This window comes from Streptomyces sp. NPDC026394, assembly GCF_055567735.1.
Genome location: NZ_JBVHPX010000020.1, coordinates 116,384 through 129,020 on the forward strand (window position 1 = coordinate 116,384; position 12,637 = coordinate 129,020).

Below are 12,637 nucleotides of genomic sequence, written 5' to 3' on the forward strand. Positions count from 1 at the left end.
TGAGTGTCTTGAAGGCGAAGATGGCAGGTGCTGTCGGCAGGCGCCGCGGAAGATGCGATAGGTGCGGAGGAAGTGGGGGATGCGGAGGGTGCCAAGGGGGCGAAGGGCGCGGGGGACGCGGTCCAGCGGCTGGATCAGCTGAGAGGGCGTACGGAGAGTACGGCCATGCGGGCGGGCCTGCCGAGCGGAGAGCCGCAGCTGACCGGTGCGAGGGTGCCGTCGGCGCGCTGCTGGACGGTGACCAGCCAGGACCGGCCGTCGCGGTGCGCGACGGTGACGACCCAGGTGGGGGCAGGGGAGTCGTGGCGGGCGGTCGTCGGCGATGCCGGGGCCGTGGCGGTGAGGTCCCTGTCGCTACGGCTTTCCGTCGTCTCGTTCGTGCCATTCCCGCCGCCGACAGGAGGCGGCGCAGACTCACTGCGCACGATGTCGATCGCGTCCGCCCGGTCCTCGCGTATCAGCTCGCGCACGGCGAGGTCGGCGGCCTGTGCCGGGCGCTCCCAAGCCGAGCGGCCACGGCAGTGGTCCAGCAGGATCCGACCGTCCCGGGCCGACGCCACGGCCTCCTTGACCAGCGGAGCGGAAGCCCGCCCGTAGGCGTAGCCGTAGGGGAGGATGAAGAGGGTGGGGGAGAAGCGGTGACCGCCGATGTGGGTGACTTCCCACGCCTCGGCGCCGCTGTCGGCGAGTTCGGAGGCCAGCGGACGCCCGAGGAGGGCGCAACAGCGGTCACGCTTGCCGTTGGTGCAGACGAAGACCAGCGGTTCACCGTCATACGGCTCCCAGAGCCCACCGTGCTCACCCGCACCCAACCGGGCGAAGTCGAGGTGCAGCAGGGTTTCCGGGTCGGTGACGGAGGTGGTCCGGATCCAGGGGCGGCTGGGTGCGGTGTGGGCGAGGAAAGCCCTGCGGGCGGGAGTTCCGTGACAGTCCGCGTGCCGGCCCGGTCGGCGGACGAGGGCCACGCGTACGCCCGTGGTGTCCGCCGCCGCTTCCAAGGCTCGGCCGATGCGGGGATCGAGGTGGCTCTCGGACAGTGCCTCGGTGCCCCAGGGGCCGGTCTGCTCGACGAGCAGCCAGGTCCGGGCGGTGGCGGAGGTGCCCGCGACAGGCTCGGCGGCATCGCGGGAAGCGGTTGCGCACGTGCTCACATAGGTAACCCTAACCTGCCGCGGCGCGACCGGAATCCCGAACCGAAACCGCAGGCATCGGGGACCGACAACGCATGGATTCAGAGGCGAATGTGGAGGGGGACGGGCCGCGTTGGGGAAGAGGATGTGGGCGACTTCGCCGAGGGGGCGCCTGTGGGGACGACCGTGCGGTCGTTCGCGTTGGGCCGCCGTCGATGTTCAGGGCCCGGGCGATTGGGGCTTGGAACTTGATACTTGGGCTCGGAGGACAGGAGAACAGGGGGACTGGTGGGTGCGGGGATCGGCAGTTCAGAGAGTTGGGGGATGGAGGTTCGACTGTGAGGGAGTGGGCGGCGTGACATGAGCGAGGTGACGCGAGCGGTTCGGTGAAAGCGGTGCGACGTGGTGTGAACGGTGAGGTTGGGGTGGCGCGATGAGAGCAGCGCGTGAGGTGAGTGGCGTGGTGCGTGGAGCGGGTGCTGCGTGTTGGGTTGCGTAAGCGGTGCGAGAGGCGGGTGGTGCGAGTAGTGCGTAAAGCGAACGAGGCGGTGCGTAGGGCTGAGTAGTGGGTCGCGCGGGCAGTGCGTGGGGCGTGTGAAGCGTGACGTAAGCGGTGCGAATCGTGTGGTGCGTGACATGGGCGACGTGTGTGTGAGAAGTGGCATTGCGAGCGGTGCAGGGTGCGAGTGGTGCGGAGTACGAGCGATGTGAGGTGCGAGGCGTGGTGTGGGGCGCGTGGCGTGAGGTACGTGGTGTGGGGTGCGTGGAAGGGGGTGTGGTGGGGGTGCGAGTGCTGCATCACGTGAGTGGGGTGGCGCTTGGTGTGTGGTGGGGGTGGTGAGGGGCGGGCGGGAGGGGGGAGGGGAGGGGAGGCCCCCCGTGAGGGGTGGGGTGGTGGCCTAGGGCTAGGGGGCGGGGGCGGCATATCTTGGGGTGGGCTTGGGGGGTTGGGGTGCTGTGCTGCCCGGGGGGGGGCGGTTTGGATCACGGTAGGGGCTGGGGTGGGCGTGGGCCGGCGTAGTGACCGCTGGGGCGCAGGCGCATGGGGGGTTCCTCGTACTCCTCCAGGGCGTGGGCGATCCAGCCGGCGGTCCGGGCCACCGCGAAGACGGTTTCGCCGGCTTCGGGGGTCATGTTGGCCGTGACGGTCAGTACGCCCAGGGCGAGGTCGACGTTGGCGTGCAGGGCGGTGTGGCGGGCGGTCGTGGCGGCCACCTCGCGTGCGGCCCGCAGCGCCGGGGCGGCCTGGGGTACGTCCTCCAGGAGGCGGAACAGGGTACGTGCGCGCGGGTCTTCGCCCTGGTAGATGCGGTGGCCGAGGCCAGGTACCCGGCGTCCGGCGCGCAGGTGGTCCGCCACCACGGCCGCCGCGCTGCCCCGTTCCAGCACCTCTTGGAGCATGCGGTGGGTGAGGCTGCTCGCGGCGCCGTGCAGCGGGCCGTCCAGGGCGCCGAAGCCGGCCGAGACGACGGTGTACGGGTGGGCCCGCGCGGAGGCGGCCACGCGCGCGGCCAACGTGGAGGCGGCGAGGTCGTGGTCGATGAGGAGGACGAGTGCCGCTGCCAGGACGCGCAGTGACGCCTCGTCGGGCCGCTGTGCGGTGAGGCGTGACCACAGGCGGCGGACGATCGGGGAGGAGGTGCGGTCCGTTCCACTTTGCAGGCGGGGCAGTGCGTCGACGAGTACGGGAATGAGGGCGCGCGCCGTGCCCAGGACGGCGTCCTTGGACAGGTCGAATCGCAGCGGGTCGGCGGAGGCAGCCGCCACCACTGCGACGCGCAGCCGGTCCATCGAGCTGCTGTGGGCGGGCAGTGCGTCGACGGCCCGCCGGGCGGCCGAGAGGGCTTCCTCCGGGGCGGTGAAGTGAACACCGGGGCGCAGTACGCCGGTCCAGAGCCACTCGGCGACCTCTTCGTAGCCGTAGCGGTCGGCCAGTTCCGTCGTGTCCACGCCGCGGAAGTAGCAGCGGTCCGCGTCGATGAGGGTGATGCCGGTACGGAGTGCCAAGTCGCCGCTGCCGGCGGACGGCTCGCGGCGCCCGCCGCGGCGGGCGAGGGCGTCCACTTCCCCGATGTCGAAGGTGCTCCCCCGGCCGCCGGGTGCGCGTCGGCTGGTCAGCTGGCCGCGGCTGACGTAGGCGTAGATCGTCTCCGGCTTCACGCCGAGCCGGTCGGCCGCTTCCCTGGTGGTCAGCCGCCGCTCGCCATCGATATCTCCGGTGCTGCCGACACCGCCATCGGGACCGTCTACGTCCCCTCCGCTGCCGAAACCACCGCCGGCTGCGCAGATACCTTTACTGGCTCCATCGGCTCCATCGGCTCCATCAGGTCCATCGGGTCCGCTGGCGCCGACAGCGTCGCTGTCGGCGCCAGCGACGCTGTCGCCGTTGCCACGCCCGGTGCCGGTGTCGTCGCCGAAGCCTCCGTTGTCACCGCCGACCCCGCCGACCCCGCCATCACGTGCACCGAGTTCGCGCCCGTCGCCGTCGCCGTCGCCGTCGAGGTCGCCGTCGCCGTCGGCACTGCCCCCGCTGGTCTGGCGGCCGCCATCGCCTGCACCCAGTTCGCGCCCGCCGTCGTCGGCATCGCCCCCGCCGACCTTGCCACCACCGCCGACACCGAGTTCGCCCCCGTCGCCCCCGCCGCCATGGACCCCGCCGAGATCGTCTCCGTCGATCCCGCCACCGCAGGCACCGAGATCGACCCCGCCGGTCTTGCCACTACCGCCGACATCGAGATCGCCCTCATTGGTCCGGCCGCCACCCCCGTCACCCACAACGTCCCGCCCCTCATCCGTTCCCTGGTCCGCCATGTCCTCCACCATAGCGATTGATCATGGGCCTGTGTTGATTCAATCAATATTGACAGCCATCCAGTCCAGAATGGACAGTCAAGTCAATGGGGAACGCCCAGGAGAGACAGGGAGGACCGTCATGCCGATTGCCGAGGCCGATGCGACGTTCGACGCGCCCCGCGGGCTTGCGGGAGTGATCGTCACCGAGACCGAGCTGGGGGACGTACGGGGCGGGGAAGGCTTTTACCACTACCGCCAGTACTCCGCCGTGGAGCTCGCGCAGAGCCGCACCTTCGAGGACGTCTGGCACCTGATGCTCCGCGGGTACCTGCCGGACGCGGAGCAGCGCGCCGCCTTCGAGGCGGAGACCGTGGCGCTGCGTCACCTGCCCGACGCCGTACGGGACGCACTGCCCGGCATCGCCCGTGCCAGCGCCCGCAGCGGCCCGCTTGCCGGACTGCGTACCGCGCTCTCCCTGCTCGGTGCGGCAGCGGACTTCCAGCCTCTCTACGACATCGACGCCCGGCAGCGTGGTGCTGACGCGCTCGCCGCATGCGCCGCGGTGCCCACCGTGCTCACCGCGCTGCACCGTATCGGCCGCGGCCTGGAACCGGTCGAGCCGCGGGACGACCTCCCGTACGCCGCCAACTACCTGTACATGCTCACCGGCGAGGAGCCCGACCCCGCGCGTACCGGTGCCATCGAGCGGTATCTGATCTCCACCGTCGACCACGGGTTCAACGCGTCGACGTTCACCGCCCGGGTCATCGCCTCCACGGGTGCGGATCTCGCGGCCTGCCTGGCGGGCGCGGTCGGCGCGCTCTCCGGGCCGCTGCACGGCGGCGCACCCAGCCGGGCGCTGGACTCTCTCGATGCCATCGGCAGTCCTGACCGTATCGACGCCTGGATCCGCGAACGGGTCCGCTCGGGGGAGCGGATCATGGGATTCGGGCACCCGGTCTACCGCACCGAGGACCCGCGTTCGCGGATGCTGCGCGAGGTCGCCCGGGGGTTCGGCGGGCCGCTCGTGGACTTCGCGGTGCAGGTGGAGGAGCGGGTCGAGGCGCTGCTCGCCGAGCTCAAGCCCGGCCGGGATCTGCACACCAACGTCGAGTTCTACGCGGGTGTGGTGATGGAGCTGTGCGGTCTGCCGCGTGAGATGTTCACTCCCACCTTCTGTGCGGCCCGGGTGGTCGGGTGGAGCGCCAATATCCTGGAGCAGGCGGACGACTCGAAGATCATCCGCCCGGCGGCCCGCTATGTCGGTCCGCCCCCGCCGCAGCCGGTGCCCGCCGCGCTGAACTGACGGCGTGCCGGACCGACGGCGCGCCGCCGCACCGATGTACGACGATGGAGGCGCCCCCTTGGCCCCGCAGGCCCCGCGACAGATCCCGGTCATCGTGCTCGCCGGATTCCTCGGTTCCGGCAAGACCACCCTGCTCAACCATCTGCTGGGCCGCAGCGGCGGCAGCCGCGTCGGAGCGGTCGTCAACGACTTCGGCAGCATCGAGATCGACGCCATGACGGTGGCCGGGCAGGTCGACTCGATGGTTTCGCTGGGCAACGGCTGTCTGTGCTGCGCCGTCGACACCAGTGAGCTGGACGAGTACCTGGAACGCCTGGCCCGGCCGTCGGCCCGTATCGACGTCATCGTCATCGAGGCGAGCGGTCTGGCCGAGCCGCAGGAACTCATCCGCATGGTCCTGGCCAGCGAGAACGACCGGATCGTCTACGGCGGGCTGGCCGAGGTCGTCGACGCGGCGGAGTTCGACGCCACCCGGGCCCGGCACCCGGAGATCGACCGGCATGTGGCCATCGCCGACCTGGTGGTCCTGAACAAGGCCGACCGGATCGGAGAGGCGGAGCAACGCTCGCTGCTGGCGACCCTCGCCGAGCTGAGTCCGGGGACACCGGTCGTGCCCGCCACGTACGGACGGATCGACCCGGAGCTGTTCTTCGACCGCAAGCCGCGGGACGCGGACGACGAGGCGGTCCGTCAGCTTTCCTTCGAGGACCTGTTCCGAGAGGAAGCGGAGGCGGAGGCGGAGGCCGAAGCGGGCGGGGAAGGGGCCTTCGAGGAGGATGCGTGCGGTGAGCACGGGCCGGAGTGCCGCGGCCACGGGCACCGGCAGCACCTGCACGCCGCGTACGAGAGTGTCGCGTTCGAGTCGGACCAGCCGATGAACCCGCGCCGGCTCATGGCCTTCCTGGACAGCAGGCCCGCAGGTCTCTACCGGATCAAGGGGTTCGTCCACTTCGACGTACCGGAGAACCGCCAGAAGTTCGCCGTGCACGCGGTCGGTGACTTTCTGCGCTTCTATCCGTCGCCGTGGCAGCCGGACGAGGAGCGTCGCACCCAGCTCGTCCTGATCGGCAGCGGGATCGACACGGCGGCGGTGCGCAAGGAGCTGACCGACTGCCGGGAGACGGGTCCGGGACGCGCCGATGTGAACAGCATGTGGGGCGTGCTCCGGTACGTACCGTCCAACGGTGAGCCCGGTCAGCCCGACGACTTCGCCGGTCCGCAGGAGTGGCAGCGACAGGAGTCGGAGCGGCTGGACCCGGAGCAGCAGGAGCCGGGTCAGCCGGGGGAGCCCGGCGACCGGTAGCCGGCCGCCCGGGCCCCTTCCGGACACCGAGCCCCGTAAACGGCCCCGACGGCCCCGACGGACACGAGGGCCCGACGGATACAGCAACGCCCCCGGCCCGGCCGCAGCCGCCCCGGGGGCGTCGTCATCCGTCGTCACCGTTCTCGACGCGGAACCGCGCCCGTCGCTACACCGGTCCGGCCAGCGCGCTGACCGGCTTCGTCAGCGGTACGCCCGAGCCGTCCCGGCGCGGGTCCGGCTCCGGCAGGTCGACCGGGACGCCCTTGGCGTTGGCCGCCCGCACCGGCGCGGCGCCGGCCCAGGCCAGGGAGAGGCAGTCCTCGCCCTTCAGGAACCGCTGGCAGCGCACACCGCCGGTCGCCCGGCCCTTGCGCGGGTACTGGTCGAAGGGGGTGAGCTTGGCCGTGGACACCGAGTCGTCGAGCGTGCCGTGCGAGCCGGAGACGGTGAAGACCATGGCGTCGGCGGCCGGGTCGACGGCCGAGAAGAAGATGACCTTCGCGTCCGGGCCCAGCTTGACGCCTGCCATGCCGCCCGCGGGCCGCCCCTGCGGCCGTACCTGCCCCGCCGGATAGCGCAGCAGCTGTGCCTCGTCGGTGATGAAGACCAGGTCCTCCTCGCCCGTGCGCAGCTCGGCGGCGCCCACGACGCGGTCGCCCTCCTTGAGGGTGATGACCTCCAACTCCTCCTTGTGGGACGGATAGTCCGGCACCACGCGCTTGACGATGCCCTGCTGGGTGCCGAGGGCCAGGCCCGGCGAGGACTCGTCCAGCGTCATCAGGCAGATCAGTTCCTCACCGTCCTGGAGGCTGAGGAATTCCGCGACCGGCGCGCCTCCGGACAGGGTCGGTGCCGCGATCGTGTCGGGGAGCTGCGGCAGGTCGACCACCTGGAGCCGCAGCAGCCGGCCGGTGGACGTCACCGCGCCCACCTCGCCGCGCGTGGTGGCCGGCACCGCGGAGACGATGACGTCGTGCTTGACGCGCTTGGCCTCCGCGTCGAAATTGACCTCGCCGTTGGCCGTACGGGCCAGCAGGCCCGTGGAGGACAGCAGTACCCGGCACGGGTCGTCGGCGACCTCCAGCGGCATCGCGGCCACCGGGGCGCCCGCCGACTCCAGCAGGACGGTGCGCCGCTCCGTGCCGTACTTCTTGGCCACCGCGGCCAGCTCGCCGGAGACCAGCTTGCGCAGCTCGGCGTCCGATTCGAGGATCTTGGTCAGCTCCTCGATCTCCGCCTTGAGCTTGTCGCGCTCCGACTCCAGCTCGATCCGGTCGAACTTGGTCAGGCGGCGCAGCGGGGTGTCGAGGATGTACTGCGTCTGGATGTCGCTCAGCGCGAAGCGGTCCATCAGCCGCTCCTTGGCCTGTGCGCTGTTCTCGCTGGAGCGGATGAGGCGGATCACCTCGTCGATGTCGATCAGGGCCGTGAGCAGGCCCTCGACCAGATGGAGGCGGTCGCGCTTCTTGGTGCGGCGGAATTCGCTGCGCCGGCGCACCACGTCGAAGCGGTGGTCGACGTAGACCTCCAGCAGCTCCTTGAGGCCCAGCGTCAGCGGCTGGCCGTCCACCAGCGCGACGTTGTTGATGCCGAAGGACTCCTCCATGGCCGTGAGCTTGTAGAGCTGCTCCAGGACGGCCTCCGGGTTGAAGCCGTTCTTGATCTCGATGACCAGGCGCAGGCCGTGCTCGCGGTCGGTGAGGTCCTTGACGTCCGCGATGCCCTGGAGCTTCTTCGCGCCCACCAGGTCCTTGATCTTGGAGATGACCTTCTCGGGGCCGACCGCGAACGGCAGTTCGGTGACGACCAGACCCTTGCGGCGGGCGGTGACGTTCTCCACCGCTACCGTGGCGCGGATCTTGAAGGTGCCGCGTCCCGACTCGTACGCGTCGCGGATGCCGCCCAGGCCCACGATCCGGCCGCCGGTCGGCAGGTCGGGGCCCGGCACGTACTTCATCAGCGTGTCGAGGTCGGCGTTCGGGTGCTTGATGAGGTGGCGGGCGGCGGCGATGACCTCGCCGAGGTTGTGCGGCGGCATGTTCGTCGCCATGCCGACCGCGATGCCGGACGCGCCGTTGACGAGGAGGTTCGGGTAGGCGGCCGGCAGGGCGACCGGCTCCTGCTCCTGGCCGTCGTAGTTCGGTGCGAAGTCGACCGTGTCCTCGTCGATGGACTCCGTCATCAGGGAGGTCGCCGAGGCCATCTTGCACTCGGTGTACCGCATGGCGGCGGGCGGGTCGTCGTTGCCGAGCGAGCCGAAGTTGCCGTGGCCGTCCACCAGCGGCAGCCGCATGGAGAAGGGCTGCGCCATCCGCACCAGGGCGTCGTAGATGGAGGCGTCGCCGTGCGGGTGGAGCTTACCCATCACCTCGCCGACGACGCGGGCGCACTTGACGTAGCTGCGCTCGGGGCGCAGCCCCATCTCGTTCATCTGGTAGAGAATGCGGCGGTGTACGGGCTTGAGGCCGTCGCGGGCGTCCGGGAGGGCGCGGGAGTAGATGACCGAGTACGCGTACTCAAGGAAGGAGCCCTGCATCTCGTCGACGACGTCGATGTCGAGGATCCTCTCCTCGAAGTCGTCCGGCGGCGGGGTCTTCGTGCTACGGCGGGCCATCGCGGCTGCGGCTCCTTCGCTTGCGTCCTGCTGCTTGCCGATGCGGGATCAACGTTCGGGTCTTTCGCGGACCATTGTGGCCCGCCCCACTGACAACGCCGACCGCGACCCTCCCCAGGGCCCCGGACGAGGTCACCGCGAAGTCCGCTCGTACGAGGCAGCCCGGCCGGGAACTTCGCCATAGCTCGGCACGCTTGCATACAGTGACAGAACTTTCTCGCAAGCGGATCGAAGGGACGTACATGCCCATGGGTCACACGGCCACAGAACAAGCCGGCTCCGGCGGCCTGACAGCGACCGAGCACCGGCTGGCCAACGGCCTGCGTGTGGTGCTCTCCGAAGACCACCTGACCCCGGTCGCCGCGGTCTGCCTCTGGTACGACGTCGGCTCGCGCCACGAGGTCAAGGGGCGTACGGGCCTGGCCCACCTCTTCGAGCACCTCATGTTCCAGGGCTCCGCCCAGGTCTCGGGCAACGGTCACTTCGAACTGGTCCAGGGCGCCGGCGGCTCCCTCAACGGCACCACCAGCTTCGAGCGCACCAACTACTTCGAGACCATGCCCGCCCACCAGCTGGAGCTCGCGCTGTGGCTGGAGGCCGACCGCATGGGCTCCCTGCTGACGGCGCTCGACGAGGAGTCCCTGGAGAACCAGCGCGACGTCGTCAAGAACGAGCGCCGGCAGCGCTACGACAACGTCCCCTACGGCACGGCCTTCGAGAAGCTGACGGCCATGGCCTATCCGGAGGGACACCCGTACCACCACACGCCCATCGGTTCGATGGCCGACCTGGACGCCGCCTCCCTGGAGGACGCGCGGGCCTTCTTCCGTACGTACTACGCGCCCAACAACGCGGTGCTGTCGATCGTCGGCGACATCGACCCCGAGCAGACCCTCGCCTGGGTGGAGAAGTACTTCGGCTCCATCCCCGGCCACGAGGGCAAGCAGCCGCCGCGTGACGGCTCCCTCCCGGAGGTCATCGGCAAGGAGCTGCGCGAGGTCGTCGAGGAGGACGTGCCCTCCCGTGCCCTGATGGCCGCCTACCGCCTGCCGCACGACGGCACCCGTGAGGCCGACGCGGCCGACCTGGCGCTGACGGTGCTCGGCGGCGGCGAGTCCTCGCGGCTGTACAACCGCCTGGTGCGCCGTGACCGTACGGCCGTGGCGGCGGGCTTCGGCCTGCTCCGGCTGGCCGGCGCCCCCTCGCTGGGCTGGCTGGACGTGAAGACCTCCGGCGGCGTCGAGGTGCCGGAGATCGAGAGGGCCGTGGACGAGGAGCTGGCCCGCTTCGCGGACGAGGGGCCGAGCCCCGAGGAGATGGAGCGCGCGCAGGCCCAGCTGGAGCGTGAGTGGCTGGACCGCCTCGCCACGGCCGCCGGGCGCGCCGACGAACTGTGCCGGTTCGCGGTCCTGTTCGGCGACCCGCAGCTCGCCCTGACCGCCGTGCGGCGCGTCCTGGAGATCACCCCGCAGGAGGTGCAGGAGGTCGCCAAGGCCCGGCTGCGCCCCGACAACCGCGCGGTGCTCGTGTACGAGCCGACCGAGCCGACCGCCGCCGAGGACAACGACGAGGAGGCGGCCCAGTGAGTGACGCCGTCAGCAGCACGATGACCTTCCACCCGCAGCCGGCCGGCGGCGACCCCAAGCCGTGGGCCTTCCCGGCCCCCGAGCGCGGACAGCTCCCCAACGGCCTCACGGTCCTGCGCAGCCACCGCCCCGGCCAGCAGGTCGTCGCCGTCGAGGTCGACATCGTCGCGCCCCTGGAGGCCGAGCCGGCGGGCCTGGACGGCGTCGCCACGATCATGGCGCGCGCCCTGTCCGAGGGCACCGACAAACACGACGCCGAGGAGTTCGCCGCCGAGCTGGAGCGCTGCGGCGCCACTCTGGACGCGCACGCCGACCACCCCGGCGTCCGGGTGTCCCTGGAGGTCCCGGCCTCCCGGCTGGACAAGGCCCTCGGCCTGCTCGCCGACGCCCTGCGCGCCCCCGCCTTCCCGGACGGCGAGGTCGAGCGCCTGGTGCACAACCGCCTCGACGAGATCCCGCACGAGCTGGCCAACCCGGCCCGGCGCGCCGCGATGGCCCTGTCCAAGGAGCTGTTCCCGGCCGACTCCCGGATGTCGCGGCCGCGCCAGGGCACCGAGGAGACCGTCACCCGGATCGACGCGGCGGCCGTGCGCGCCTTCTACGAGGCACATGTACGCCCCGCCACGGCCACCGCCGTCGTCGTCGGCGACTTCACCGGCGTCGACCTGGACGCGGCCCTCACGGAGACCCTCGGCGCCTGGACGGGGTCGCCCGCCGAACCGGTGAAGGCCAGCCCGATCACCGCCGACGACACCGGCCGTGTCGTGATCGTCGACCGCCCCGGCGCCGTCCAGACCCAGCTGCTGATCGGCCGGATCGGCGCCGACCGGCACGACCGCGTCTGGCCCGCGCAGGTGCTCGGCACGTACTGCCTGGGCGGCACCCTCACCTCCCGCCTGGACCGGGTGCTGCGCGAGGAGAAGGGCTACACCTACGGGGTGCGTTCCTTCGGGCAGGTGCTGCGCTCCTCGGCCGACGGCGACGGCGCCGCGATGCTCGCCATCAGCGGCTCGGTGGACACCGCCTCCACCGGTCCGGCGCTGGACGACCTCTGGAAGGTGCTGCGCACCCTCGCGGCGGAGGGCCTGACGGACGCCGAGCGCGACGTGGCCGTACAGAACCTCGTCGGGGTCGCGCCGCTGAAGTACGAGACCGCGGCGGCCGTCGCAGGCACCCTCGCGGACCAGGTCGAGCAGCAGCTTCCGGACGACTACCAGGCCCGGCTGTACGAGCGGCTGGCGCGGACCGGCACGGTCGAGGCGACCGCCGCGGCCGTCAACGCCTTCCCGGTCGACCGGCTGGTGACGGTCCTGGTGGGTGACGCCGCCGAGATCGAGGAGCCCGTCAAGGCGCTCGGCATCGGAGAGGTGACGGTCGTCAAGGGCTGAGGAGCGTCACCGGCACGTCACGCCGCACGTCACTTCGGCACGTCACGCCGACGCGTCACACCGGCACGTCTTCGGCGCGGGGCGGACAGCCTCCGTCCGGTGGTGGCCGACGGCTGCCGGTGAGGGCCGGCGGTGGCTGGCGGCCCGTGACCCGGGCGTGTGACGAACGGTCACATAGGGGATCCAGTGGTGCGCAGGCGCCACTGGATCTTCTTTATGTCCCAATTGTTGGGGGTAGTTGCAGGGTGCCCGTGTGGCGTACGGCACAAAATCGGGGTTCTGTTTGCCGATTGAAAGTTGCCGCGTTTAGCGTCGATCCGGCTGTCCGCAGGATCGCCGCCGCAACCGCGGCACGGACAGTCATCGCCGAGTCCCCGTACGGCGCGAGCCAGGGGAGCCGGGGACCCATGTCCCCTGGGGTGAATCGGACGCCTTCCCGGAGGTGCCCGTAGGAGACCTTCCTGCTCCGAACCCGTCAGCTAACCCGGTAGGCGAGAGGGAAGGAAAGGACACAGCC

The 12,637-nt window shown here is 71.1% G+C and carries 7 protein-coding genes and 1 riboswitch; of the genes, 4 read left to right on the forward strand and 3 right to left on the reverse strand.

What is annotated here, in order from left to right; genetic code table 11:
- Positions 1 to 134: 134 nt before the first annotated feature.
- Positions 135 to 1,151 (reverse strand): sucrase ferredoxin, encoded by a 1,017-nt coding sequence (locus ACZ4QV_RS33190; protein WP_361639753.1) that lies wholly within the window; start codon positions 1,149 to 1,151, stop codon positions 135 to 137.
- Between the two features lie 963 nt (positions 1,152 to 2,114).
- Positions 2,115 to 3,341, reverse strand: coding sequence for a citrate synthase (locus tag ACZ4QV_RS33195; RefSeq protein ID WP_361619406.1), 1,227 nt, complete (start codon positions 3,339 to 3,341; stop codon positions 2,115 to 2,117).
- A 721-nt stretch (positions 3,342 to 4,062) separates the two neighbouring features.
- Between ACZ4QV_RS33195 and ACZ4QV_RS33200 the strand changes: the two genes are divergently transcribed.
- Together ACZ4QV_RS33200 and ACZ4QV_RS33205 are read left to right on the forward strand one after the other, a co-directional pair.
- The gene (locus tag ACZ4QV_RS33200) at positions 4,063 to 5,229 is read left to right on the forward strand and encodes a citrate synthase/methylcitrate synthase (protein ID WP_361639755.1); all 1,167 of its coding nucleotides are present in this window, start codon (positions 4,063 to 4,065) and stop codon (positions 5,227 to 5,229) included.
- 58 nt (positions 5,230 to 5,287) lie between these two features.
- On the forward strand, positions 5,288 to 6,532 hold the full coding sequence (locus tag ACZ4QV_RS33205) for a CobW family GTP-binding protein (RefSeq protein WP_467763796.1): 1,245 nt from the start codon (positions 5,288 to 5,290) through the stop codon (positions 6,530 to 6,532).
- 166 nt (positions 6,533 to 6,698) lie between these two features.
- Here the strand turns inward: ACZ4QV_RS33205 and ACZ4QV_RS33210 are convergent, their stop codons facing one another.
- Positions 6,699 to 9,146: a DNA gyrase/topoisomerase IV subunit A gene (locus ACZ4QV_RS33210; protein WP_361155767.1), complete on the reverse strand. Its 2,448-nt coding sequence runs from the start codon at positions 9,144 to 9,146 to the stop codon at positions 6,699 to 6,701.
- A gap of 248 nt (positions 9,147 to 9,394) precedes the next feature.
- Here ACZ4QV_RS33210 and ACZ4QV_RS33215 point away from each other — a divergent pair, with 248 nt between their 5' ends.
- Together ACZ4QV_RS33215 and ACZ4QV_RS33220 are read left to right on the forward strand one after the other, a co-directional pair.
- Entirely contained in the window at positions 9,395 to 10,732 is a 1,338-nt protein-coding gene (locus ACZ4QV_RS33215) for a M16 family metallopeptidase (protein ID WP_361155901.1), read from the forward strand.
- Positions 10,733 to 10,752: 20 nt separating this feature from the next.
- Complete coding sequence (locus tag ACZ4QV_RS33220) at positions 10,753 to 12,120, forward strand: M16 family metallopeptidase (RefSeq protein WP_361590074.1); 1,368 nt, start codon at positions 10,753 to 10,755, stop codon at positions 12,118 to 12,120.
- 354 nt (positions 12,121 to 12,474) lie between these two features.
- A riboswitch (cyclic di-AMP (ydaO/yuaA leader) is annotated at positions 12,475 to 12,629 on the forward strand.
- Positions 12,630 to 12,637: the final 8 nt, after the last annotated feature.

Excerpts from the sequence above, each read along its gene's own strand:
- ACZ4QV_RS33220 (WP_361590074.1), top strand. The coding sequence starts at position 10,753 with ATGACCTTCCACCCGCAGCCGGCCGGCGGCGACCCCAAGCCGTGGGCC.
- ACZ4QV_RS33215 (WP_361155901.1), top strand. The coding sequence starts at position 9,395 with ATGGGTCACACGGCCACAGAACAAGCCGGCTCCGGCGGCCTGACAGCG.
- ACZ4QV_RS33200 (WP_361639755.1), top strand. The coding sequence starts at position 4,063 with ATGCCGATTGCCGAGGCCGATGCGACGTTCGACGCGCCCCGCGGGCTT.
- ACZ4QV_RS33210 (WP_361155767.1), bottom strand. The coding sequence starts at position 9,146 with ATGGCCCGCCGTAGCACGAAGACCCCGCCGCCGGACGACTTCGAGGAG.